This window comes from Neomesorhizobium albiziae (genome assembly GCF_900114255.1).
Taxonomy (GTDB): Bacteria; Pseudomonadota; Alphaproteobacteria; order Rhizobiales; family Rhizobiaceae; genus Neomesorhizobium; species Neomesorhizobium albiziae.
The window spans coordinates 181,156-205,801 of sequence record NZ_FOSL01000006.1; the positions used below are offsets into that span (position 1 = coordinate 181,156).

Sequence of the window (24,646 nt, forward strand, 5' to 3'; positions counted from 1 at the left end):
AGCAGCCCACCTGGCGTTGGATATGTTCGACGGAAAAAATGCCGAAGCGCTTTCCACGCTCCGGCATCGGGACAACAGGCAACTGAAAAATCACTTGGCGTTAGCAGCCCGTTCGATGATGTCGGCGACGGCCTGCGGCTTCGAGACGTAGACGGCGTGGCTGCCAGCGGTTTCAACAACGGTCGAGCCGGCGCGTTCGGCCATCATGCGCTGCGCGGGCGGCGGGATCATGCGGTCGTCGGCGGCAACCAGATAGTAGCTCGGCTTGTTCTTCCAGGCCGGATCGGTGACGGCGCCGGTCAGGGCCTCGACACCCCAGGGAACCTGCGAGTCGGCCATGAACGAGGCGGTTTCGGCATCGACATCGGCGGCGAAGGCATCGGCGAATTTCGCCTTGTCGAGGAACAGGGAACCATCGACGGGCGGCAGGATCGGCGGCACCGGGGCGCCGGCAGGCGGGTTGGCAATCAGCGACGAAACGGACTCACCCTTGTCCGGTGCAAATGCGGCGATGTAGACGACGGCCTTCACCTTCTCATCCGTGCCGGCCTCGCTGACGACAACGCCGCCATAGGAATGGCCGACCAGAACAACCGGGCCGTCCTGCTGGGCAATGGTGCGCTTGGTGATGGCAACGTCGTCGGCGAGCGAGGTGGTCGGGTTCTGGACGATGCTGACGTTGTAGCCGTCCTTCTTCAGGATGTCGTAGACGCCCTGCCAGCCGGAACCGTCGACGAAACCGCCATGCACGAGCACGATGTTCTTGGCGCCGGCGGGGGCGGCGTTGACGGGATTGAGGGCGGTTGCGGCCATGGCAAGGGTTGCGGCGGCGATCAGGGTCTTGGTCATCTCGGTATCTCCTCTTGTTAATTGCGATAATCATTATTGCGATGATTATTTTGATACGACATGCCGCAGGCCTTGTAAAGCGATTTCTTTATCGCGATATCATTTTTTGTGGTAATGGTTATGAAGCTGAAATCAGGAGACGACCCCATGGCCGATGCCCCGACACTTCCGCTGGACAGCCAGCTCTGCTTTTCGATCTATTCGACGTCGATCGCCATTCACCGGGTCTACAAGCCGATGCTCGACGAACTGGGCGTCACCTATACGCAATATCTCGTCTTGAGTGCGCTTTGGGAAACTGACGGGCTGACCATCACGGCCATCGCCGACAGGCTGGCGCTGGAGCCAAGCACGATCACGCCGGCGGTGAAGCGGCTGGAGAGCGCCGGCTTCCTGGTGCGCCGGCGCAATGCTGCGGATGAGCGGCAGGTGCAGGTCTATCTGAGCCAAAGGGGCAGCGAGCTTCACGCCAAGACGGGTTGCCTCACCGAGACGCTGTTGCACCGCTCCGGCTTCACAATCCCTGAAATGGTCGATCTCAACCGCAAGGTACAGAAGCTGCGCGACGGAATGACCAAGGACGCGGCCTGACCGGGCAGTTTCCCGATCGATAGACCGAGCTTGCCTCGGTCTTCCCGTGAGCGGGCTTCTGTTACTTCGCGGCGCGGGATGCGCGCTTCTTCTTGGGTTCGACGGGCTTCAGCGCCTCGGCGGCGCGTTCGGCCTCATCCCGGGCAAGCCGCAATTCGCGCAGCTTGGCGGTTTTCTGGGCCCGAAGCTTGGCCTCGGTCTGGTACTCGTTCATCGCCTTGGCTTTTTCGGCGTTTTTCTTCTGAGTTTCCATGAAGCGCGTCTCAGCTTTTTCCATGATATTTTGTCTGTTATCAGCCAACGAACATGTTCCTCGGTTTGCAATAAAAATAAAATTCGATTGCGATACAGATAGGCATTCGCGACGGGAAAAACAATTTCTGCCTACACTTCGCGATAATCTGCACCAGCAGCGAGCCAATCGTCCGGGCCGAAAATAAAGCGATTCGCGATTTTCGGAGATCAATATGCGGGCGAGCCGGCCGGTGGCTTCAGGCGCAGCCGCGCCCAGCGGCCGGGCGTGATGCCGAAGGCTTGCTTGGCAACGATGCCGACAACCGGGCCGCCGTGGCTGCGGTGGCAAGAGACGATCTCGACCTCGTCGGGCTGGCATTCCGGGCCGAACGCAAGATCGCCGACAAGATCATCAAATCGCTAAGGCTGCACCCATAGATTCCCGCCACTGATGGCCCACTCGCGTAAATAATGGGCCAAACCACGAAGGAAGCGCATTCGCAAGCGGCGTATACAACGGCCCGGTGCAGGAAAAGCCGCACGGAGCCTCAGTTGACCGACACGACCGCAAACGCCGGAAGAATACCGGCAGAGACCACAGCCTATGCCGTCATCCTGGCGGTGAGCTTCTGCCATCTCATCAACGACATCATGCAGTCGCTGCTTTCGGCGATCTATCCGATGCTGAAATCGGACTATGGCCTCGATTTCTGGCAGATCGGTCTGCTGACGATGACCTTCCAGGTAACGGCGTCGCTGCTGCAGCCGGCGATCGGTATCTACACCGACAAGCGACCGCTGCCCTATTCACTGCCGGTCGGCATGGGCTCCACGCTGATCGGGCTGATGTTCCTCGCCTTTGCCGGACAATATGCGCTGCTGCTGGTCGGCGCGGCTCTCGTCGGGCTTGGCTCGGCAGTGTTTCATCCCGAATCCTCGCGGGTGGCGCGACTGGCTTCCGGCGGCAAGTATGGCCTGGCCCAATCCCTGTTCCAGGTCGGCGGCAATTTCGGCCAGGCGCTGGGTCCGCTGCTCGCAGCCTTCATCGTGGTGCCGCGCGGACAATCCAGCGTCGCGTGGTTTTCGGTGGCGGCGCTGGTCGGCATGATCGTGCTCTGGCAGGTCGGCACCTGGTACAGCAATCACCGCAAGGCCAATGCAAACCGCCCGGCCAGCATCCCGAAGCAGACCTTGCCGCGGCGGACCATCGTCGTGGCGCTGGTGGTGCTGGCCATCCTGACCTTTTCCAAGAACGTCTACATGGCCAGCATTTCGAGCTTCTACACTTTCTATGTCATCGAAAAGTTCGGCGTCTCCGTGCAGATGTCGCAGGTGCTACTGTTCGTCTTCCTTGGCGGGGCGGCAGTCGGCACGATCGTCGGCGGGCCGATCGGCGACCGGTTCGGCGCAAAAACGGTGATCTGGTTCTCCATTCTCGGCGTCTTGCCGTTCACGCTGGTGCTGCCCTTCGCCGACCTCACCTGGACGGTCGTGCTCTCCTTCGTCATCGGGCTGGTCATGGCCTCGGCGTTTCCGGCGATCGTCGTCTTCGCGCAGGAACTTTTGCCTGGCCGCGTCGGCATGGTGGCGGGCATCTTCTTCGGGCTGGCCTTCGGCATGGCCGGCATCGCCGCGGCAGTGCTCGGCGTGGTCGCCGACGCCCGGGGCATCGAATATGTCTACGCGGTCTGCTCGGTCCTGCCACTACTCGGCCTGCTGACGATATTCCTGCCCGACATGCAGGCGCGGAAAATATCCGCAGCCTGACACGAAACGCCCGGCTAGCCGGGCGTTTTCATTTGTGGGCGAGGCTGCAAAGCAGCACGATCGATCAAATGGAGCGGGAAGCCATAGACTAGAATGCGCAAACGGTCGGGCCATGGGCCGTGCCGCAGGAGCGCACGATGAGACGCAAAACGATGACAGCGCCGGAACAGGATGGCGCGAGCGCCGCCGCGGCGGACGTTGTATTTGCCAGCACCGCGTACCTTGCGGCGGCGATCCGCAGCCGGAAACTCTCGGCCGTGGAAGCGCTGGAGGCGCATCTCGCGCAGATCGAGCGCCACAATGGCGCTTTGAACGCCGTGGTCATCATGGATGCCGAAGCTGCCCGCAAGCGGGCCGAGGCAGCCGACGCAGCGCTAGCGCGCGGCGAAATCCTCGGGCCGTTGCACGGCGTGCCGCACACACTGAAGGACGCGCACGCGACCGCCGGCATGCCTTCTACCGTCGGATTTCCGCCCTTCGCCAGGCACGTCGCGAAGGAGGACGGCACGGTCGCCGCCCGGCTGAAGGCGGCAGGCGCAATCCTGGTCGGCAAGACCAACGCGGCTATGCTGCTTGGCGACTACCAGTCGAGCAACCCGCTCTTCGGCCGCACCAGCAATCCCTGGAACACCGAGCGCACGCCGGGCGGTTCGAGCGGCGGCGCGGCGGCGGCACTGGCCGCCGGCATGACACCGTTCGAGATCGGCACCGACATGGCGGCCTCGATCCGCGTGCCGGCGCATTTTTGCGGGGTGTTCGGACTGAAGCCCACCGAGAGCCGGGTTTCGCTTCACGGCGGCTTTCCCGACCCGCAAGGCCTGCCGCGCAGCGTGCGGCTGATGTCCTGCATCGGGCCGATGGCGCGAACCGTCGACGACCTTGCCCTGCTCTACGGCATCATCGCCGGGCCGGACGGCCACGACACCGAGGTCAAGCCGGTGCCGGTCGAGCCCATGCGGGAGGTCGAACTGCGGGGATTGCGGGTGGCCTACGCGCCAACCTTCGCGGGCATTGCGGTCGCCGGGGATATTCGCAAGACAGCCGAAGAGCTGTCGCGTCGGCTGGAAGGCGAGGGCGCCATCGTTGAAGAAGCGCGGCTGCCGGACATCGACATTGGCGGAGACCTTGAAAGCGCCGGCGAACTGATCGGCATGATGCTCGGCGCGGCGCAGGAGGACGGCCCGCCGGCTCCTCTCAAACGCTATTTCGAGGCGCTGCATCGGCGCGACCAGTCGATCCTGGCATGGGAACGGTTCTTCGAAAGCTGGGACGTGCTTCTGTGCCCGGCGGCGATGGTCACCGCATTTGCGCATTGCGAACCCGGAACGCCGCTCGATGTCGACGGCAAGCCGGCCGATTACTGGACAGTGAGCGCGCATGGCACGTTGTTCAACTACACCGGCCATCCGGCCATCGTCCTGCCTTGCGGCTCCGACCGTGGCGGGTTGCCGATCGGCCTGCAACTGGTCGGCAGATTGTGGGATGAAGCGCGACTGCTCGGCATTGCCAAGGCGGTTTCGCAACTGACGGGCGGGTTTCGCGCGCCGCCAGGCTACTGAGGCAGCAGATCATGCAGGACGCAACGAGGATTACATGGACCCGGTAGAAAGAGCCATCTGGTTCGTCGAGCAGGGGTTCGGCAAGGAAATCTCGCTGGAAGACATCGCGGCGGTGGCCGGTGTGTCGCGCTTTCACATGGCCCGCGCCTTCGGCACGGCGACCGGCCATTCGGTGATGCGCTATGTCCGCGGCCGCAGGCTTTCGGAAGCGGCGCGCGCGCTGGCGGCCGGCGCGCCAGATATCCTCGCCGTGGCGCTCGATGCCGGATACGGCTCCCACGAGGCCTTCACCCGCGCCTTTCGCGACCAGTTCGGCATGACGCCGGAACAGCTGCGGACGCAAGGTTCGCTCGACCCTATCGAATTCATGGAACCCATCAGGATGGACAAATCGATGACCATAGACCTTGAAGAGCCGCTCTTCGAAGACGGCAGGCCGCTGCTGATCGCCGGCATCGGCATGCGCTATACCTGCGAGACCAACCAGGGCATTCCGGCCCAGTGGCAACGCTTCGCGCCGCATATCGGAAACATCCCGCAGCAGGTCGGCTGGGTCTCCTACGGGCTTTGCTGCAACTACGACAATGACGACAGTTTCGAATATGTCACCGGCGTCGAGGTCGCCAATTTCGGCGATGTGCCGGAAGGCTTCAGCAGCATCCGGGTGCCGGCGCAGAAATATGCGGTTTTCAACCACCGCGAGCACATTTCAGCTATGCGCAGGACGGTTTCGACGATCTGGAACAGATGGCTGCCGCAATCGGGATACACGGTGGCCGACGCGCCGAATTTCGAGCGCTACGACGACCGGTTCGACCCCCAGACAGGGACGGGCCTGGTGGAGATCTGGGTGCCGCTCAAGACATAGGAATGGCGGCCGGCATCCGGGAGTTTCAGGTCTTCTCGCGGTCGTAATAACCAACGGTATTTTCGGCGCGCATCATTTTGCGGAGTCTGGGTTTTCCGCGCTTGCCCACCACGACGAGCACCTTGCCCGAGTCCGGGTATTCGCACGCGTCGACCTCGACCAGCGTCGACAATGCGAGATAGCGCATCGTCGTCGTGCCGGTGTTGATGATCTGGTGGGCCACCTCCGGGCCGCCGGGCGGGCAGGCGATAACGTCGTGCCGGCGGATCGGAAAGCGTTGCTCGCCGAAACGGAGTTCGCCTTCACCCTCCAGGATGAAGAACATCTCCTCCTCGCCATGGTGGCAATGGAAGGGGCATTGGACCTTGCCTGGCGGCAGGACGGTGAGATTGTAGCCAAGATCTCTGGCGCCGATGTGGTCGCTTATCGTCGCGCGGCTCGATGCGTAGATACCATTTTCCTCGATGTCGTCGAACGCGACCTCGTCCAGGTTCATGACTGGCTTGACCATTCACCTCTCCCGATAATCGGCGCAGAGCCATGCTGCATCCGTTTTCAAGAATGATCGCTCCGCGCATGCAAGACAACCGCTCTGCATCCGCGTGGCGGTTTTGCCGTTGGAACGTCGGGTTGCTCCGCGCGTTTAGACGCACGGCCATGGGAGGCCGCCTGGAGGAAGCGATGGCCATGAAGAAACAATCGGCGGTTACCACCAAGGGCAAGGCAGCGGGCGCATCGCTGAAACGGAGCGCAGCCAAGGAAGAGCGTAAGGTCGAAGCGCAGAAGGGCAGCGACCTGGCCAAGGGCGAGAAGCGCTTCGAAGAGCGCTCGAAGAGTTCGGACGGCAGGAGCGCCGGCGCAAAGCAACGCTGAAAGCAAAGCGCCGTGAACGAATTCAAAAGATTTGTGAAAGCCAAATTTAAGCTCTTTTGACTAATCTGCGGCGCATATTGTAGAGTTGGCCGTCGACCGGTGGGGGAGTATTGAAGTTTTTTGGCACTAAACCCCGGAAAATAGGACAGGCCGTATTCACTACGACCAATATTCCGGCTGCAATCGCGCTTGTCGTGATCGCGGTGCTTGGAGTTTACGCCGATTACCAGAACCAACTGGTCTCCCGGCAGTCGGCGCGGGCAAGCGTGCTGGCGCAAGCCCATTTGATACGCTCCAATCTCGAAGGCAGCATTAGCGCCAATCTTCAGCTCGTGAGGGGCCTTGTCGCCACACTGTCCACCGAGCCGGGCATGGATCAGGAGCGGTTCGAGCGCCTGGCCGCCAATCTGTTCCGCGGCGACAGTCAGTTGCGCAACATTGCAGCAGCACCCAACCTCGTCGTTTCCATGATATATCCGATGGCTGGCAACGAAAGGGCGATCGGCCTCGACTACCGTACGAACGACGCGCAGAGGGAAGGTGCGCTGCGGGCGAGAGACGGTGGCGAATTGGTTCTGGTTGGACCCGTCGCCTTGAGGCAGGGCGGCCTGGGCTTTATCGGGCGCTACCCGGTTTTCGTCGATCTGCCTGGCGCCGGGAGGCAGTTCTGGGGCATCGTTTCGGCAGTAATCGACGCTGAAAAACTCTACCGGGACAGCGGTTTGCTCGACCCGAACTTGCCGATAGACGTGGCCCTCATCGGAGCGGATTCGCGTGGCGAGCGCGGCATGCGATTTTTCGGCAGCGAGGACATCGTCGACGGCGATCCTGTGACAACCGACGTCTTGCTTCCCTCCGGTTCCTGGCGGCTGGCGGCAGTGCCCAAGGGCGGCTGGGACGCCGTGGAGGACTATGCCTGGCTGTTCCGTCTCGCCATGATCGTCGCCGGTGCGCTGGTGGTCATCCCCATCCTGATCGCCGGGCGGCTGTTCGAGGAACGGCAGAAAAACTACCGGCAGCTGCGCCGCAGCGAAAGGGAGCTCAGACAGCTGTCGCGGCGGCTGGAGCTCGCCCTCTCGGCCTCGAGGATCGGGGTCTGGGAACACAATCTCGAAACCGACGAGCTCGTCTGGGACGATCGCGTCAACGAGCTCTACGGCAAACCGAACGATGGTAAACCGAGGGGGTTCGAAGACTGGGCCGGCGCCATCCATCCCGAAGATGTCGAACAGGCACAGCGGGATTTCGACCTGGCCGTCGCCAACAACGACCTTTATTCCTCGGAATACCGCCTGCTGCTGCCCGATGGGCAACTGCGTTACCTTCGCACCCGTGCGGCGATCTACCAAGACGCCAGCGATCAGGCGAAGATGATCGGCGCCGAATGGGACGTCACTGCTGACGTCACCTTGCGCAAGGAACTCGAGCGAGCGAAGAACCTTGCCGAAAAGCGCAACGCCGAGCTTGAAATCGCCAAGGGGCACATCGAGCACAATGCCTTGCACGATTCGCTGACCGGCCTACCCAACCGGCGTTATCTCGACGAAATGCTGGAACGCTTCGTTCCGGATTCCGACGGTATCGCGCTTTTGAACATCGATCTCGACCGCTTCAAGCAGATCAACGACACGCTGGGCCATGCGGCCGGCGACGCCATGCTGGTACATGCGGCCAACGTCCTGAAATCAAACGTGCGCGAAGCGGATTTCGTGGCCCGCATCGGCGGTGACGAGTTCGTCGTATTCTGTCCGGCAAGCGGCGGCGCAGACGAGATGGCCGTGCTTGCCGACCGCATTATCCGCCACATGCGCCGGCCGGTTTCCTACAATGGATACGAATGCCGTTTCGGCGTCAGCGTGGGCATCGCCATCGAAACGGGCGAAACTGTCGACCCGAAGCGGCTGCTGGTCAACGCCGACATCGCGCTTTACCGGGCCAAGAGGCGTGGCCGCAACCGCTACGAGTTTTTCACCGAAGCGCTGCAGGAAGAGATCACCGTCACCAAGCGGACGGCGGACGAAATTCTGCACGGCCTCGAGTGGGATGAGTTCCTGGCCTATTACCAGCCGCAATTCGACGCGAACACCCAGGAAATCATCGGTGTGGAGGCACTTGCACGCTGGCGCCACCCGGTGCGGGGCCTTCTTGCGCCGGACGTTTTCCTGCACACCGCCGAGGAATTGAGCGTCGTCTCCAGCATCGACCGCCTGGTGCTCGAACAGGCTCTGAAGCATCACGAGGAATGGACCGCTGAAGGCCTCGTCATACCCCATATCTCGGTCAACGTGTCGGCCAGGCGGTTGCAGGACGAAGACCTGATCGAAAGTCTTCGGGGCCTCAGCATCAAGCGGGGGCTGTTGTCCTTCGAGCTGGTCGAATCCATCTTCCTCGACGACAGCGACGACTTGGTGATCTGGAACATAAACCAGATCAAGGATCTCGGCATCGATGTCGAGATCGACGATTTCGGCACCGGCTACGCCTCGATCGTCAGCCTGCTCAAGCTGAAACCGCGCCGCCTGAAGATCGACCGGCAGCTGGTGTCGCCGATCGTCACCTCGCTGGCGCAGAGGCGGCTGGTCGAATCCATCATCGACATTGGCAGGTCGCTCGGCATCGCCGTGATCGCCGAGGGGGTGGAAACCATGGATCATGCCCGTATCCTCAAGGACCTGGGCTGCGACATTCTTCAGGGCCATGCATTCGCCGGCGCCATGAACGCGGCCGATTTCAAGGAATTCATCCGCGCCCGCGGTTTGCGTTTCGCTTCCTGACGATGAAAAACCTTGTGACTTGGTGCAACCGTTCGGTTTATTGTTGGTTTCGATTCACCGGTTGAGGCCGGCAGGATCAGCAAACTGCGCCAAGAGGTTCGCCATGCTTTGGAGAGGCCGCCGTCAGAGTGACAATGTCGAGGACGCGCGAGGCCAGGGCGGTGGGCTTCCGGGTGGATTCGGACGTGGTGGACCGGGCCGCATCCGTATTGGTCCCGGCGTAACCGGCGGTGGCGGACTGTCCGGCATCATCATCCTTGTCGTGCTGTTCTTCGTGCTGAAGGCGTGCGGAATCGACCCGATGCAGATCCTGGCCGGCGGCGACGCGCCCACGCAGTCGCCCGGCGGGGGAGGTGCGGTGAGCGACAGCAATACACCCGCATCCGACGAGATGAAGCAGTTCGTGTCGACCGTGCTAGCCGAGACCGAGGACGTCTGGAAAGGCGTCTTCCAGGCGGAGGGCGCGACCTATGAGGAACCGACGCTCACCATGTTCTCGGACCAGATACGCTCGGCCTGCGGCTTCGCGTCGTCGGCATCCGGGCCTTTCTACTGTCCCGGCGACCGCAAGGTCTATCTCGACACCAGCTTCTTCGACCAGCTCGACCGGCAGTTCGGGGCGAGCGGCGACTTCGCGCAAGCCTATGTGATCGCGCATGAGGTCGGCCACCACGTGCAGAACCTGATTGGCGTGCTGCCCAAGTTCAACCAGATGCGGCAATCGATGGGCGAGGTCGAGGCCAACGAAATGTCGATGCGGGTCGAGCTGCAAGCGGATTGCTTCGCCGGCATGTGGGCACATTTCACCGCCCAGAAGGGCCTGCTTGAGGCAGGCGATGTGGAGGAAGCGCTGAACGCCGCCCAGCAGATCGGCGACGACACGCTGCAGCGGCGCACGCAGGGCTATGTGGTGCCGGAAAGCTTCAATCATGGCACCTCGGCGCAGCGGCAGACCTGGTTCGCACGCGGTTTCAAGAGCGGCAAGCTTTCGGACTGCGATACGTTCAACAATCCGATCTGAGCAGCCGCTTCCGCGGCTTGGCAGGGCTGGATGGTTTATGCCGTGATGGTGGGCAGTTGCCTCGAAGCGCTGCCGATCCGCTGCTGCCGGCAGGTTCAGGCGCCGTCGGTGACGTCGGCTTCGGTGGTGAGGCGAGGATAGCTGGCTGCGGCCTTGATAACCGAATCCAGTAGGCCGGGGAACCGGGCGTCGAGATCTTCGCGCCTGAGCGAGATGTGACGCGCCGTGCCTTCGATCCGCGTCCTGGTGACGCCCGCCTCGCGCAACTTGGCGAAATGATAGCTCAAATTGGATTTCGAACCGAAGTCGAGCCGCCGGCACATGGCTTCGCCGTCCTCGGCAAGCTGGCGGATGATCGACAGGCGCGTCGGGTCGCTGAGCGCCGCCAGCACCAGCGACAGTTCGATCTGCTCGGCATCGGGATGCAGCAATTTCATGCTCCCGATCTAAGCAAGTTCGAAATCGGGATCAATGGCTGGCTCAATAGTTCATCAAATTTTGAACTTTAAGCGTTGGACGCCCGATCATTCCGCCAGAGCCGGCTCGCCCTTCTTGGCGCGGATCAGGTTGACGAAGCGGCGGAACAGATAGTGCGAATCCTGCGGGCCGGGCGAGGCTTCCGGATGGTGCTGGACCGAAAACACCGGCTTGCCGGTGAGCGCGATGCCGCAATTCGAGCCATCGAACAGCGAAACGTGGGTTTCTTCCACGCCCTTGGGCAACGATTTCGAGTCCACCGCGAAGCCGTGGTTCATCGACACGATCTCCACCTTGCCGGTGGTGTGGTCCTTGACAGGGTGATTGGCGCCGTGGTGCCCCTGGTGCATCTTCTGGGTCTTGCCGCCGACTGCGAGCGCCAGCATCTGGTGGCCGAGACAGATGCCGAATATCGGCAGGTCGGTTTTCAGAAGGTCCTGGATGACCGGCACGGCATATTCGCCGGTGGCGGCCGGGTCGCCGGGGCCGTTGGACAGGAAGACGCCGTCCGGCTTCATGGCGAGGATATCCTCGGCCGCTGTGGTAGCCGGCACGATGGTCACTTCGGCGCCGAGCCCGGCCAGCAGGCGCAGGATATTGCGCTTGACGCCGTAGTCGACGGCGACGACATGCATCGTCGGGTCATCCTGCGCGCCATAGCCTTCGTCCCACGCCCAGGGCGTCTCGTGCCAGGTTGAACTCTGGCCGGAGGTGACTTCCTTGGCGAGGTCAAGGCCGACGAGACCCGACCAGGCTTTCGCCTGGCGCTTCAGGTCCTCGATGTCGAACTTGCCATCGGGCGCATGGGCGATGATGGCGTTGGGCATGCCCTTTTCGCGGATCAGTGCCGTCAGCGCCCTGGTGTCGATGCCCGACATGGCGACGACGCCGCGCCGCTTCAGCCACTGGTCGAGGTGGCCGGCAGCGCGATAGCTCGACGGGTTGGTGACATCGGCCTTGAACACGGCGCCGACGGCGCCGGCGCGCGCTGCCGGCGTCAGGTCCTCGATGTCCTCGTCGTTGGCGCCGACATTGCCGATATGCGGGAAGGTGAAGGTGACGATCTGGCCGGCGTAGGAGGGGTCGGTAAGGACTTCCTGATAACCGGTCAGGGCCGTGTTGAAGCAGACTTCCGCGACAGCGCTGCCGACGGCGCCGAGGCCGCGCCCCGCGATGACCGTTCCGTCGGCCAGCACCAGAAGCGCGGTGGGGGTCTCGGTCGTCCAAGGGGTGGTCGTTGCGGCCATGGCGGCTCTCCATCAAGAGGTGGCCGGAGCAGCGACCCGTCGCGGTCACGTCTGCGCAGCCAAAGACACGGAAGCGGCGAAACCTCGCCATCTCCGCGCACGATCAGAATTCAATGCATGCAAGGCCGCTACATAGGTGAAGCGGCCTTGACGGTCAATTGCGCAGACAGGGGCGGCGAGATTTATACGCAGCCTTGAGATTTCAGCCGAAATGACATTAATCACAGCAATTCACTGGAGCAGACCGATGCGCGAGAAAATCACCGACGCCCTGAAAACTGCGCTGAAGAGCGGCGACAGGGAACGCAGCGGAACTCTGCGGCTCGTCAACGCCGCCATCCAGGACCGCGACATCGCCAACCGTGGCACCGGCAAGGCCGCCGCGACCGACGAGGAGATAATGCAGATCCTCGCCAAGATGGTGAAGCAGCGAGAGGAATCGGCCAAGGCCTTCGACGATGGCAAGCGGCCTGAACTGGCGGCCAAGGAGCGATCCGAGATCGAGATCATCCGCGCCTTCCTGCCGACGCAGATGGATGAGGCCGCAACTGCGCAGGCAATCAAGGCCGCGATCGCCGAAACGGGGGCAGCCGGGGTCAAGGACATGGGCCGCGTGATGGCGGCGCTGCGCGAAAAATATGTCGGCCAGATGGATTTCGGCAAGGCGAGCGGCCTGGTGAAGGGCTTCTTGCAGGGGTGACGACCCGATCGCGCCGTCGCGATGACATCTGGTATCGCAATCCCGTCCGGCAATCGGGATATCTGCAAAGGCAGGTGGGCTCCTGAAATCTGCCCGGCCCGATGATAATATTCTGGCGATGATGCGAGAGTTCGACCCGAACGATGTTCTAAGCCGCCCGCTGATGGCGAACCTGGCGACCGTCATGCCGGACGGCGCGCCGCGAAACGCGCCGGTGTGGTTCATCTGGGAGGAGGGTGCGATCTGGCTGCTCGGGTCAGTCGACGGAAGTGCTGTAAAACATCTCGAAAGAGACCCGCGCTGCGCGGTGGAAATCGTTCATTTCGACAACGATGCCGGCGTCCTGTTGCATCTCGGGTTGCGCGGCAAAGCCACCATCGAACCGATGTCGCCAGAGCGTTTTAGACGGCTGCTTCACAAATATCTCGGTCCCGAAGCAGGCTGGAACCGTTGGTTCATCGATAATGTGGCGCAGATCGAGCACCCGGACGGACGCATGATCAGGCTGGAGCCGGCCAGCGTCTTCACCAACAACGTGTCGTTCTTCAGAACCGGTCCCGACTTTGCGTGGCCACCGGACTCTTAGCCGTCGCCTGAATGTAGGCATCAACGGGACTGGGCTCGCTGCGGTTCAGGATCGCACTTTTAACTGCCGCTACCGCGTCTCAGTTGGGATTCATCGAGCCGGCCAGCCGGATCAGTTCGATCTGGCTGGAGACGCCGGTCTTGGCAAAAACGCTCTTTACCTGAGAGCGGATCGTCTCGCGTGAAAGCATCGCATCGTCGGCGATTTCGGAGATGCGCTTGCCGGACACCAGCCCTTCGAGCGCCCGCTTTTCCGCTGCGGTGAGCCTGTGCGTGTTGGCGAAATAGTCGATTCCGACACGGGTCTTGGCGGCCGGGCGCTCGATCAGCACGACGACCGTCGGTCCATCGAAATAGGCCGAAATCCGGTCCTGGTTCAAGCGGATCAGGGTCAGCTTCCATTGACCGGCAACGAAGCCGGCAGTGTTGGCTCCTGCGAAGCTGCGGTCGAGCATCCGCGCCAGCATGGCGTCCGCATCGGCTTGCGCACTCTTCACCCGGCCGAGCGGGGTGACGCCGACGCCGCATCCGGCCTCGACCATGCGCTGTCCGGTCGCGGAAATCGCCTTCAGCCCGCGGGCGTCGCCCACAATCACGAGCCCGACATCGATGGCGTCGAAGAGCGAGGCGCCGATGTCTTCGATGGCCCTCTGGCGGGAATTGCGCCGGAAGTGCCGGAAGGCCCGCTGCAGGTGCGGCGCCAGTCGAGTCAAACGGTCGGCGGCCTCGCGGTTCGCATCGGGGTCGGCGCGGCTCGTCGTCGTCGACAGCAGGAACGAGCAGCCGTGCTCGCGCACGATGGTGACCCCAACCGCGGACTCGCCGATCTCGCGGCGGAAAAAATCATTGTAGAATTCGGTTTTGACGAACTTTTCGCGCGGCAGCATCTGTTCTGCGACGACGCCTTGCCCGATTTTGCGGACGGAAGCCGCAGGCATCCAGGGATTGAGCCGGGAATAATGACGCGCATATTCGGCAACGACGTCCTCGCCGAGGCCAGAGCTGAGTTCCCAGGCTCCCCTTGCCTTGCGGACATCGTGATGGAAGAGGGTCGTCTTGCCTCCGGGCAGCGAGCGGCTCAGCCGGTCGAGGAAATCCTCCCAGGGCGCTTCACCCAGCAGTGCCGCATAGATGAGATCGATGAACTCTCCATCATGCGGCGCGGCGTCGTTCATCCGCACAACCCCGAGCAAGCGGTTCGAAAGTCCGGCATTGCTGTCTTCATCGTGCCCTGCCTCGCAGACACTCCGGACGGAGCGTCGACTGCACGACCATAGGCGATAGAACGGCGCCATGACAACCGGCTTTGCTGCGTTGCAATAGCTGGCCGGAAAGCGCCCGCTTGATTACACCGCGACGCCGACGGGCTGCGGCGGGGCAATGCCGGCGCGCTGCTCGGCAAGGTAAGATGATAATGCCGTGACTGTCGCGACGATCATCGCCGCCACCCCGAGCAGGGGCAGGCTGCGATAGGAATAACCGGCGTTGAGCATCGTCGCGCCAGCGAAGGCTGCAAACGCGATACCGATGTTGAAGCCGGAGGGGATGAGCGACGAAGCGAGATTGGGCGCGTCGGCGGTCCAGCTGAGGATCCGGGTCTGGATCGGCGTGCCGATCGCGAAGTTGACGCCGCCCCAGACGGTAAGTGCTGCGATCATGGGCAGCGGGTAGGGGCTGACGAGATAGATCGCGGCCAGCACGCAACCTTGCAGGATGAGCATGGTGATCAGCGACGGCATCAGCCTTGCGTCGGACAGCTTGCCGCCGATAAAGACCCCGAGCGTGGCGCCGATGCCGTTGAGCGCCAGCACCCACGGCACCAGACCAGCATCGAGGCCGGTGACCTGCTGCAGCAGCGGCGCGATGTAGGTGTAGGGCACGAACTGGCCGAGCATCAACATCAGCATCAGGATGAGCGAGGTCCACACCTGCTGGCGTCCCAGCACCTTGACTTCGCTCAGCAACCCGGTGGACGGGGCCGAACTTCCCGCAGTGCGCGGCAACAGCGCGATCATGGCGATCATGGCGACGATGCCGAGCATGAACATCGCCCAGAAGGTCGAGCGCCAGCCCCAGACATTGCCGATGGCCGTGCCGGCGGGAACGCCGACGATACCGGAAACGGTCAGGCCGGCCAGGATCAGCGCCACGGCCATGCCGCGCTGGTCCTCGCGCACCAGGGAAACCGCCACCACCATGGCGACGCCGAAATAGGCACCGTGCGCCACCGCCACCGCCACCCGCAGCGACAGCATCGAGGCAAAATCCGGCGCCAGCGCACAAGCCGCCTGGCCGGCGCAGAAGACGACGATCAGGCCGAGCAGCAGCGTCTTGCGCGACAGCCTCGCGGTGACGAGCGTCAGCAGGGGGCCGCCGATGGCGATGCCGATCGCGTAGCCGGAAACCAGGTATCCGGCGGTGGGAATGGTGACACCCAGCCCCTCAGCCACCTGCGGCAGCACGCCGGCGATGACGAATTCGGTGGTGCCGAAAGCAAAGGCTGCGATGAACAGGGCAATGAGGGGAAGCGGCATGATTTCTTGGTGGCCGGATGATTGGCAGGATTGGCCAGAGATCACGGACGTCGCCGCCGGGCAATCCATAATATTTGGGCCAGGCTTTAGATTTTCTGCAGGGGATAAGGGTTGCTCAAACCCCTACAGATGGAAAGCGCGACGGCTCTTCCTTTGCCGCTCAGCTTGCCTGCAGCCGGGAGCCGCGCAGCAGGCCCTGTTCCTCGAGCACGGGGTAGGCGATGGAGGCGAGCAGCGAGTTGATCTGCTTCAGGTCGCGGATGGTGTCGAGGTGGATGGAGCTTGTCTCGACGCTTTTCGCCGTGCCTTCGCGCAGCCGCAGGAAGTGGCTCTGGCTCGCCTCTTTCTCCAGTGCCCTCAGCCTGTCCTTTTCCTCAACCAGCTGGCGCGCGGTTTCCGGGTCGCGCGAGACAAGCAGGTTGAAGGCCATGCGCGCGTTGGTCAGCACCGAGGCATGGAAGCGGCTCAGCTCGCGCCAGCCCTCTTCGGTGAATTCCAGGCCGCGGTCGAGCTTCTTCTGCACATGCGCCAGCATGTTGCGCACGATGATGTCGCCGACTTGCTCGAGTTTCACGCAGGCGCCGATCAGTTCCTGGTGATGCAGCGCTTCCGCCTCGGTGAGTTGGCGCGCGCTGATCTTGGCCAGATAGAGTTTTATCGCCTGATGCTTCCTGTCGACGCGGTCGTCGAGCGCCGCCAATGCGGCGATCTTCTCGGCATCGGCCTTCTCGTAGAGTTCGATAATGCGCTTCAGCATGATCTCGACCGTCTCGCAGACACGCACCACCTCGCGGGTGGCGTTGGCCAGCGCCTGCGACGGCGTGTCGAGCGCGCTTTCGTTGAGAGCGCTGAGCTCGGCGGCGGCGAGCGATTCCGCGGGATCGGGCGGCGTGCCCAACACGACGATCTTCTCCGACGCGCGGTAGATGAGGCCTGCCAGAGGAATGCCGGCGATCAGGATCAGGCAGTTGAACAGAATGTGCGCGTTGATGATCTGGTCGGGAACGGTGGAGCCTAGATAGGCGACCGGCGGTTTCGCCCAGGTGAAGGCGATCATCAGGATCAGCGATCCGGCGCCGCGCATCAGCAGGTTGCCGATCGGCACCACCCGCACGCCGGGCTCGGCGTGGCGCGTCAAGAGGGGCGCGATGACCGAGCTGCCGAGATTGACGCCAAGCACAAGCACGACGCCGAGTTCCGGCGGGATGAAGCCGCGGCCGGCCAGCGTGACGAGCAGCAGCACGGCGGCGATGCTGGAATGGAAAAGCCAGGTGATGAACGCCGCAAGCAGGTAGGCGGTCACCGGGTCGGTCGAGAAATAATCGACGATCACCGGCAGCAGCCGGCTTTCACGCAGCGGTTCGGAAGCCTCGCCGATCATTTCGAGCGACAGGATCAACAGGCCGATGCCGACGAGGATGCGCCCGAACTGGCGCCAACTGCGCCGCTCGGTGGCCATGAACATCATCGTGCCGGTGGCCAGGCAGATAGGCACCAGCAGGCTCAGGTCGAACGACAGAAGCTTGACGACCAGCGCCGAGCCGATTTCGGCGCCGCGCACGGCGAGCTGGCCCGACATGCCACTGACGATGCCCGCCCCCGCGAAGGAGCCGACCAGTAGCGTTACCGCCGTGGAGCTTTGCAGGGCGATCGAGAGGGCACACCCCGTCAGCACCGCCATGAAAGGGTTGCGCATCGTGGCGCGTAGCTTGTGCCGCAGCACGTCGCCATAAGCGCGCTCGACACCAGTCCTGACCATGCGCGTGGCCCAGAGCAACAGCGCGATGGCGCCGGCCAGATGCAGGAGAACGACGGAACCGCTCATTCGCCGATGCCGGACAGGCTGGATTCTACGTGCACGAAAACGGGCGCGATGACGTCACGCAGTTTGGCGATATCTGAAAGGCGAATCAAGGTCATCGGTCCCAAGCATCTAATTTAGCCGGATAATAGTTTTCGTCCATAGAAGCCGGGCGTTTCATGCCGACGCAATGTGTCGGAAATGGATCGGGAATCGAGACGATTGCGCCGCCGACTGAGGGGAGCGATCAGCAGGATGACCGGGGCGACAGCACATTTGCAGGGTGTGTCGCTAGCATTGCCGGCGTGCCGGGTATTGATCAAACATGGACGAAGGCGGCTGGTGAAGGCCGCCTTCCATATCCGATATCTCGGCAACTGGCGGTCTCTAACCAGCTTTCTTGTTCTTAAGCGTTTCCTGCATGAAATGACGCAGCACCGCGTTGATGCGGGTCTGATAGCCTTTGCCGGTCGCCTTGAAGAAATCGAGCACGTCGGAATCAAGCCTGATGGAGACAGGGTTCTTCGGCTGTGGATAGACTGCGACCGCCTTCGACCAATCGACGTCGATAAAATCTTTCCAGTCAGGATCGTCGCGCATCTGCGCTTCGATCTCTTCATCGGTCATCGCATCGACACGCGCCCAATCGGTGCGGCTGCCATCACGCCGGATCCGTTCCTGAACTTCTTCTAGAGTAGTGGTGACGATATTCTGCTTGTTCATAATCTCGAGCCGCCCTTGCGGATATGATCCGGCATTTCTCGCCGCGCATGGTATAAAATGACGGCAATTATTCGGCCGGAAGAGGGGCATATCGCCAGCGTGCGGACTTCTCCGTTTCTGTCGGATCGTGCTTCGAGGTGCGGTTGCGAAAGCGCAATCAGCGCCTCGTCGAAGTCGATGCCGTGCTTCTTGATGTTCTGTCGTTCTTTCTCAACGTCCCACTCGAATTCATTGAATTCCAGCTTTTCGATGCGTCGCATGAAATGGCCCTAAGCCGCTGGTTTCGTAAGCGAGTTTCATGAGTCGATCCTCTCGGCGGTCATCGACCTCACCACGATCACAGCAGGCTTAGATCGGGAACGCCTTGTATATACACTTGTATGCCCACCGCCGCAACCCTGTGAAAACCGGGCATGGTTTGCATTAAGGGTCGTGCGGCCTGCTTGGCATGTCTATATGGAAGTGAAACGAGCTTCATTCATGCGCTTCCCACCCTCCTTTCTCGACGAGATACGCGACCGCGTGCCGATTTCGGCGGTGATCGGCGCGCACGTCTCGTGGGACAAGCGCAAGACCAATGCGCCGCGCGGCGACTACTGGGCGTGCTGCCCGTTCCATGGCGAAAAGTCGCCGTCGTTCCACTGCGAAGACCGCAAAGGCCGCTACCACTGCTTCGGCTGCGGCGTGTCCGGCGACCACTTCAAATTCCTGACCGAGCTTGACGGGATGAGCTTTCCGGAGGCGGTGGAGAAGATTGCCGACATGGCCGGAGTGCCGATGCCGGCGCGCGACGAGCAGGCGGAGCGGCGAGAAAGGGAACGCGCCTCGCTGCACGACGTCATGGAACTGGCGACGAAGTTCTTCCAGGACCAGCTGCAGTCGGCGGCCGGCGCCAAGGCGCGCTCCTATCTGCGCGAGCGCGGGTTGACGCCGGCAACCCAGCAGGCGTGCCGGCTGGGCTATGCGCCGGAAAGCCGCAACGCGCTCAAGGAATTCCTGGCCGGCAAGGGCGTGCCGAAGGCCGATATCGAAGCCTGCGGCCTCGTCCGGCACGGCGACGACATCGCGGTCTCCTACGACTGGTTCCGCGACCGCATCATGTACCCGATCCCGGATTCGCGTGGCCGCATCATCGCTTTCGGCGGTCGTGCCCTGGCGCCCGATGCGCTGGCCAAATACATGAACTCGCCCGACACAGAGCTCTTCCACAAAGGCAACGTGCTCTACAATTTCGCCCGCGCCAGGAAGGCCCAGCAGAAGGACGGCACGGTCATCGTCGTCGAGGGCTATATGGACGTGATCGCGCTGGCGCAGGCCGGTTTCGAAAACGCTGTGGCGCCGCTCGGCACCGCGCTCACCGAAAACCAGCTCGAGCTTTTGTGGCGCATGACCGGCGAGCCGTTGCTGTGTTTCGACGGCGACAAGGCGGGGTTGAAGGCGGCGTGGCGGGCGGCCGACCTGGCGCTGCCGATGATCCAGGCCGGCCGCACGGTGCGTTTCGCGCTGCTGCCCGAAGGCAAGGACCCCGACGATCTGGTGCGGGAAGGCGGGCCGGAGGCGTTCCGCCAGGTGCAGGCCGAGGCAAAGCCGCTCGCCGATCTTCTGTGGCTGCGCGAGACTTCCGGCGGCGTCTTCGATACGCCGGAGCGACGGGCCGAACTTGAGAAGACGCTGCGCGAGCTGACCAGCCGCATCCGCGACGAAAGCGTGCGTTATCACTACCAACAGGAAATGCGCGAGCGGGTGCTGGCCTTCTTCGGCAGCCAGCGCAGGCCGCAGGGGCAGGGAGAGCGCGGCAAGGGTTCTTTCGGCAAAGGCGGCGAACGCGGCCAGTGGGGCAAGGGCGGGCCGGGCGCGGTGGCGGGTCGTCTGGCAGTGTCCGACAGCCTGGCCCGCTCGGCGCTGGTGAAACGCGCCGGCGGCATCATGCCCCTGCGCGAGACCGCCCTTATCGTTGCGCTGGTCAACCATCCCACCCTGGTTGATGAGAATTTCGACGTGGTCGAATGCCTCGACCTCGTCCACACCGACTTGCGGCAATTGCACGCAGCGCTGATCGATGCGCTGGCGCACCAGGTCGCGCATGACCGCGACGCTGTGGTGCAAGCGCTTGAAGCGGCAGGACTTTCGGAAGCCTGGGAGCGGGCGGTCAGCCTTGTTCGGCGGGCGCGCCTGTGGCCGGCGCTGGAAGACGCCGCCCTTGACGACGCCCGCGAGGCCTTCGCCCAGGCGCTTCACTTGCACCGCAGCGCACGCACCCTACATAGAGAGCTGAAGGCAGCCGAGGTGGCACTGGCAACCGACCCGACAGACGAAAACTACCGTCACATGCTGGAAATACAGGCGCAGTTTCGCGACGCGCAGGCCACGGAAGCGCTGATCGAAGGCTTCGGCATACCGTCTGGACGGGCAAACCGGTGATTCTGAGCAATTGATTCGCTTTTTTGTTGCGAATCGTGCCAGAGCCGCTTGACCTTCCGTCGGAATGACGGAATCAGGACGATTCGAAAAGGTTAACCTGCGGCATTGCCCGCACCCAACAACACGGGACGGAGCGCTGATCACTGGACGGGCGGGCGGCCCGCCCCAGATATCAGGGTTAATCGGGCTTTAACGCACGGCGAGTACTCGCGTCAAAAGCGGGTGCGAATGCTTCGCTTGATTTGCCCGGTTACAGGAGCACCGGCTCCGCTCAAAACTCCGGCCCTTGGAGAAAGCAAAGAATGGCGACAAAGGAAAAGGAAGAGGTCGAGACCGAACGTGAAGCCACAACCGATGGCCCGTTGCTCGACCTTTCCGATGATGCTGTCAAGAAGATGATCAAGGCCGCGAAAAAGCGCGGCTACGTGACCATGGACGAGCTGAACTCGGTGCTGCCCTCGGAGGAAGTGACCTCCGAGCAGATCGAGGACACCATGTCCATGCTTTCCGACATGGGCATCAATGTCGTCGAGGATGACGAGGCGGGCGAAGAGGCCGAAGGCGAGCCCTCGGCCGCCGACGCCGAGGAAGACGCCAACGAGCTTGCCGAGCAGACCGGCACGGCGGTTGCCGCGACCACGACCAAGAAAGAGCCGACCGACCGCACCGACGACCCGGTGCGCATGTATCTGCGCGAAATGGGTTCGGTCGAGCTTCTGTCGCGCGAGGGCGAAATCGCCATCGCCAAGCGCATCGAGGCCGGCCGCGAGACGATGATCGCCGGCCTTTGCGAAAGCCCACTGACTTTCCAGGCCATCATTATCTGGCGCGACGAGCTCAACGAAGCGAAAATCCTGCTGCGCGAGATCATCGATCTCGAAACAACTTACGCCGGACCCGAAGCCAAGCAGGCGCCGATTGTCGTGCACACGGAAGAGGCCGAGAAGCCGGCCGAGAAGCAGAAGGACGATCCGCGTGCGGCGCGGCGCTCGCGCGACGACGACGACATCACCAATGTCGGCGGCGAATCCCGGACCGAAGAGGAAGAGGACGACGAGGACGAGGCGAGCCTTTCGCTTGCGGCGATGGAAGCAGAACTTCGCCCGCAGGTGATGGAAACGCTCGACACCATCGCCGACATCTACAAGAAGCTGCGCAAGCTGCAGGACCAGCAGGTGGAGAACCGCCTGGCTGCCGCCGGCACGCTGTCGCCCAGCCAGGACCGCCGCCTGAAGGAGCTGAAGGACCAGCTCATCAAGTCGGTGAAGTCGCTGTCGCTCAACCAGAACCGCATCGAGGCGCTGGTCGAGCAGCTCTACGACATCAACAAGCGGCTGGTTCAGAACGAAGGCCGGCTCTTGCGCCTTGCCGAAAGCTACGGCGTGCGCCGCGAGGAGTTCCTCAAGGAATACCAGGGTTCGGAGCTCGATCCGAACTGGATGAAGTCGATCTCCAACCTTTCCGGCCGTGGCTGGAAGGAATTCACCAAGAGCGAGAAGGATACGATCAAGGACATCCGCTCCGAGATCCAGAACCTTGCCACCGAGACGGCGATCTCGATCCTGGAATTCCGCAAGATCGTCAACCAGGTGCAGAAGGGCGAGCGCGAGGCGGCGATTGCCAAGAAGGAAATGGTCGAGGCGAACCTGCGCCTGGTTATCTCGATCGCCAAGAAGTACACGAACCGCGGCCTGCAATTCCTCGATCTGATTCAGGAAGGCAACATCGGCCTGATGAAGGCAGTCGACAAGTTCGAATACCGCCGCGGCTACAAGTTCTCGACCTACGCGACATGGTGGATCAGGCAGGCGATCACCCGTTCGATCGCCGACCAGGCGCGCACCATCCGCATTCCGGTCCATATGATCGAGACGATCAACAAGATCGTCAGGACCTCGCGCCAGATGCTGCACGAGATCGGCCGCGAGCCGACGCCGGAAGAACTGGCCGAAAAGTTGGCGATGCCGCTGGAAAAGGTGCGCAAGGTCCTGAAGATCGCCAAGGAGCCGATCTCGCTCGAAACGCCGGTTGGCGACGAGGAGGATTCGCATCTCGGCGATTTCATCGAGGACAAGAACGCCATCCTGCCGATCGACGCGGCGATCCAGGCCAATCTGCGCGAGACCACGACGCGGGTTCTGGCTTCGCTGACGCCGCGCGAGGAGCGCGTGCTGCGCATGCGCTTCGGCATCGGCATGAACACCGACCACACCCTGGAAGAGGTTGGCCAGCAGTTCTCGGTTACCCGAGAGCGTATCCGCCAGATCGAGGCGAAGGCGCTGCGCAAGCTGAAGCACCCGAGCAGGAGCCGGAAGCTCAGGAGCTTCCTGGACAGCTAGGACAAACTGAAAAGCCCGGCATTGCCGGGCTTTTTTGTTTGTTCGAGTGGGATGAGACGACAGGACTCAGAAAAGGCCCGGGATGAGCCGCCAGGTGCGACGGCAATAGGCGTCGTACTCGGCGCCGAAATGCCCGCGCAACAGGCGTTCTTCCGACGTGATGCGTGCGAGCAGGGGTGGGACGGTAAGCGCGGTCAGCAATACGCCGACGCCTGAGCGAAATGCGAGTGCCCAGCCGAGCGAGTTGACCAGCAGGCCGAGATAGCTGGGATTGCGGATGACGGAATAGATGCCTGACGTAACCAGGCTGTGCCCAGGCTGGATGGCAACCAGCCCGCTGAAACGATTGCCGAGCACGAAGACGGGCCAAAGACGCAAGACGCCGCCGACGGCGAACAGCACGACGCCGATCCAGCGAACGGTATCGCCGTCGATGGTCCAGAAGTCGATGCGATCGGTGTAGGCCGGCAGGAAGGCGTTGAGCAGGCCGATCACGCCAAAGGCTACGAGCACCCAGCGGTTGGAGCGGTCCTCCTGCTCGCCGGGACTGAGGTTCCCCCCGCTGAACAAGGCTGCGGCCAACAGTACGATGGTGAGGAAGGCTATTGCGGTTCGCGCCGGGTCGGCAAAGAACGTGGCGACGCCACCCGCGCCGATGATCGCGAGCCCGAGGCTGGCCAAAGTGCCCGCAATGGCAAACAGTGCAAGTCTCCAGGTAGATGCCATGGCAGCCTCCGTTCCGGCGCCCGACCTTAGCAGAAAGCGCCGGTAACGGCAGCGGGTGGACGACCGCTGGTGGAAGTCGACTGCCGCGCTCTGGCGGGCGCCTCGCTGCAGGTTCATACTGGAATGCGGGTTCGCGCGGGGAGCGACGATCCCGGTGCCGGGCCAGCGAAAGCCTGTGCGTCACGGCATCGGAAGGGAGGTGCGACGTGACAACATACATCATGTTGGTCAACTGGACTGAAGTGGGCGTGAAGAATGTTCGCGACTCGCCCAAGCGTCTCGACGGGGCCAAGAAGGCACTGGCCGATATGGGTGGTTCCTTCAAGGCGTTCTACCTGACCATGGGTGATTGCGACATGGTGGCGGTCTGCGAGGCGCCGGACGATGCCGTGATGGCGCGTTTCACGCTGGGGCTCGGCATGGCCGGCAACGTGCGCACCCGCACGCTGAAGGCGTTTCCGGAGGCGGCCTATCGCGAGATCATCAACTCGCTCGGCTGATGTCGCGAGACGGGCTATGCCAGGAGCCCGTGCAGGAAGGGCAAAGGGCGTCAAAAG

Annotated in this window: 24 protein-coding genes; 13 read left to right on the forward strand and 11 right to left on the reverse strand. The window is 62.7% G+C overall.

Features of this window, described 5'->3' with window-relative positions; all coding sequences use genetic code 11:
* Window positions 1-90: 90 nt before the first annotated feature.
* Entirely contained in the window at window positions 91-849 is a 759-nt protein-coding gene (locus tag F3H98_RS12705) for an alpha/beta hydrolase (RefSeq protein WP_149760525.1), read from the reverse strand.
* 147 nt (window positions 850-996) lie between these two features.
* Between F3H98_RS12705 and F3H98_RS12710 the strand changes: the two genes are divergently transcribed.
* The gene (locus F3H98_RS12710) at window positions 997-1,440 is read left to right on the forward strand and encodes a MarR family winged helix-turn-helix transcriptional regulator (RefSeq protein ID WP_149760526.1); all 444 of its coding nucleotides are present in this window, start codon (window positions 997-999) and stop codon (window positions 1,438-1,440) included.
* A 61-nt stretch (window positions 1,441-1,501) separates the two neighbouring features.
* Here the strand turns inward: F3H98_RS12710 and F3H98_RS12715 are convergent, their stop codons facing one another.
* On the reverse strand, window positions 1,502-1,741 hold the full coding sequence (locus F3H98_RS12715) for a hypothetical protein (protein WP_149760527.1): 240 nt from the start codon (window positions 1,739-1,741) through the stop codon (window positions 1,502-1,504).
* Window positions 1,742-1,974: 233 nt separating this feature from the next.
* Between F3H98_RS12715 and F3H98_RS32515 the strand changes: the two genes are divergently transcribed.
* From F3H98_RS32515 to F3H98_RS12735, 4 genes are all read left to right on the forward strand, one after another.
* Entirely contained in the window at window positions 1,975-2,112 is a 138-nt protein-coding gene (locus F3H98_RS32515) for a DUF2000 family protein (protein ID WP_425294839.1), read from the forward strand.
* 114 nt (window positions 2,113-2,226) lie between these two features.
* Window positions 2,227-3,441: an MFS transporter gene (locus F3H98_RS12725; RefSeq protein WP_244621690.1), complete on the forward strand. Its 1,215-nt coding sequence runs from the start codon at window positions 2,227-2,229 to the stop codon at window positions 3,439-3,441.
* 137 nt (window positions 3,442-3,578) lie between these two features.
* Window positions 3,579-5,000, forward strand: a complete 1,422-nt coding sequence (locus F3H98_RS12730; protein WP_244621691.1) for an amidase — start codon at window positions 3,579-3,581, stop codon at window positions 4,998-5,000.
* A 34-nt stretch (window positions 5,001-5,034) separates the two neighbouring features.
* Entirely contained in the window at window positions 5,035-5,868 is an 834-nt protein-coding gene (locus F3H98_RS12735) for an AraC family transcriptional regulator (RefSeq protein ID WP_149760530.1), read from the forward strand.
* 25 nt (window positions 5,869-5,893) lie between these two features.
* On the opposite strand, the gene F3H98_RS12740 is transcribed toward F3H98_RS12735, so the two are convergent.
* Window positions 5,894-6,379, reverse strand: a complete 486-nt coding sequence (locus F3H98_RS12740) for a cupin domain-containing protein (protein ID WP_149760531.1) — start codon at window positions 6,377-6,379, stop codon at window positions 5,894-5,896.
* Between the two features lie 176 nt (window positions 6,380-6,555).
* Here F3H98_RS12740 and F3H98_RS12745 point away from each other — a divergent pair, with 176 nt between their 5' ends.
* The 3 genes from F3H98_RS12745 (at window position 6,556) to ypfJ (ending at window position 10,536) form a co-directional block, all read left to right on the forward strand.
* Window positions 6,556-6,741 (forward strand): hypothetical protein, encoded by a 186-nt coding sequence (locus F3H98_RS12745; protein ID WP_149760611.1) that lies wholly within the window; start codon window positions 6,556-6,558, stop codon window positions 6,739-6,741.
* Between the two features lie 194 nt (window positions 6,742-6,935).
* Window positions 6,936-9,515, forward strand: a complete 2,580-nt coding sequence (locus F3H98_RS12750; protein ID WP_244621692.1) for a bifunctional diguanylate cyclase/phosphodiesterase — start codon at window positions 6,936-6,938, stop codon at window positions 9,513-9,515.
* A gap of 103 nt (window positions 9,516-9,618) precedes the next feature.
* A complete protein-coding gene (gene ypfJ, locus F3H98_RS12755) occupies window positions 9,619-10,536 on the forward strand; it encodes a KPN_02809 family neutral zinc metallopeptidase (protein ID WP_149760532.1) in 918 nt (305 codons plus the stop codon).
* A 95-nt stretch (window positions 10,537-10,631) separates the two neighbouring features.
* Here the strand turns inward: ypfJ and F3H98_RS12760 are convergent, their stop codons facing one another.
* Both F3H98_RS12760 and carA read right to left on the reverse strand, forming a co-directional pair.
* Complete coding sequence (locus F3H98_RS12760; protein WP_149760533.1) at window positions 10,632-10,973, reverse strand: ArsR/SmtB family transcription factor; 342 nt, start codon at window positions 10,971-10,973, stop codon at window positions 10,632-10,634.
* 87 nt (window positions 10,974-11,060) lie between these two features.
* Window positions 11,061-12,260 carry a glutamine-hydrolyzing carbamoyl-phosphate synthase small subunit gene (carA, locus tag F3H98_RS12765; protein ID WP_149760534.1) on the reverse strand — a complete coding sequence of 400 codons (1,200 nt, stop codon included), beginning with the start codon at window positions 12,258-12,260 and terminating at the stop codon, window positions 11,061-11,063.
* A 247-nt stretch (window positions 12,261-12,507) separates the two neighbouring features.
* On the opposite strand from carA, the gene F3H98_RS12770 reads away from it, so the two are divergent.
* Together F3H98_RS12770 and F3H98_RS12775 are read left to right on the forward strand one after the other, a co-directional pair.
* Window positions 12,508-12,960, forward strand: a complete 453-nt coding sequence (locus tag F3H98_RS12770) for a GatB/YqeY domain-containing protein (protein ID WP_149760535.1) — start codon at window positions 12,508-12,510, stop codon at window positions 12,958-12,960.
* 118 nt (window positions 12,961-13,078) lie between these two features.
* On the forward strand, window positions 13,079-13,546 hold the full coding sequence (locus tag F3H98_RS12775) for a pyridoxamine 5'-phosphate oxidase family protein (RefSeq protein WP_149760536.1): 468 nt from the start codon (window positions 13,079-13,081) through the stop codon (window positions 13,544-13,546).
* A gap of 79 nt (window positions 13,547-13,625) precedes the next feature.
* Here the strand turns inward: F3H98_RS12775 and F3H98_RS12780 are convergent, their stop codons facing one another.
* The 5 genes from F3H98_RS12780 to F3H98_RS12800 form a co-directional block, all read right to left on the reverse strand.
* Window positions 13,626-14,720: a helix-turn-helix transcriptional regulator gene (locus F3H98_RS12780; protein WP_149760537.1), complete on the reverse strand. Its 1,095-nt coding sequence runs from the start codon at window positions 14,718-14,720 to the stop codon at window positions 13,626-13,628.
* Window positions 14,721-14,891: 171 nt separating this feature from the next.
* On the reverse strand, window positions 14,892-16,079 hold the full coding sequence (locus F3H98_RS12785; RefSeq protein ID WP_149760538.1) for an MFS transporter: 1,188 nt from the start codon (window positions 16,077-16,079) through the stop codon (window positions 14,892-14,894).
* A gap of 160 nt (window positions 16,080-16,239) precedes the next feature.
* The gene (locus F3H98_RS12790; RefSeq protein ID WP_149760539.1) at window positions 16,240-17,904 is read right to left on the reverse strand and encodes a Na/Pi cotransporter family protein; all 1,665 of its coding nucleotides are present in this window, start codon (window positions 17,902-17,904) and stop codon (window positions 16,240-16,242) included.
* Window positions 17,905-18,267: 363 nt separating this feature from the next.
* Window positions 18,268-18,603, reverse strand: coding sequence for a BrnA antitoxin family protein (locus F3H98_RS12795; protein WP_149760540.1), 336 nt, complete (start codon window positions 18,601-18,603; stop codon window positions 18,268-18,270).
* Window positions 18,600-18,863, reverse strand: coding sequence for a BrnT family toxin (locus F3H98_RS12800; RefSeq protein WP_244621693.1), 264 nt, complete (start codon window positions 18,861-18,863; stop codon window positions 18,600-18,602). The genes F3H98_RS12795 and F3H98_RS12800 overlap by 4 nt, the downstream gene beginning before the upstream one ends.
* Before the next feature lie 220 nt (window positions 18,864-19,083).
* On the opposite strand from F3H98_RS12800, the gene dnaG reads away from it, so the two are divergent.
* Both dnaG and rpoD read left to right on the forward strand, forming a co-directional pair.
* Entirely contained in the window at window positions 19,084-21,024 is a 1,941-nt protein-coding gene (gene dnaG / locus F3H98_RS12805) for a DNA primase (RefSeq protein WP_149760541.1), read from the forward strand.
* Window positions 21,025-21,326: 302 nt separating this feature from the next.
* A complete protein-coding gene (rpoD, locus tag F3H98_RS12810; protein ID WP_149760542.1) occupies window positions 21,327-23,363 on the forward strand; it encodes an RNA polymerase sigma factor RpoD in 2,037 nt (678 codons plus the stop codon).
* Window positions 23,364-23,429: 66 nt separating this feature from the next.
* On the opposite strand, the gene F3H98_RS12815 is transcribed toward rpoD, so the two are convergent.
* Window positions 23,430-24,089, reverse strand: coding sequence for a methyltransferase family protein (locus tag F3H98_RS12815; protein ID WP_149760543.1), 660 nt, complete (start codon window positions 24,087-24,089; stop codon window positions 23,430-23,432).
* 206 nt (window positions 24,090-24,295) lie between these two features.
* On the opposite strand from F3H98_RS12815, the gene F3H98_RS12820 reads away from it, so the two are divergent.
* Window positions 24,296-24,589, forward strand: coding sequence for a GYD domain-containing protein (locus F3H98_RS12820; protein ID WP_149760544.1), 294 nt, complete (start codon window positions 24,296-24,298; stop codon window positions 24,587-24,589).
* Window positions 24,590-24,646 lie beyond the last annotated feature (57 nt).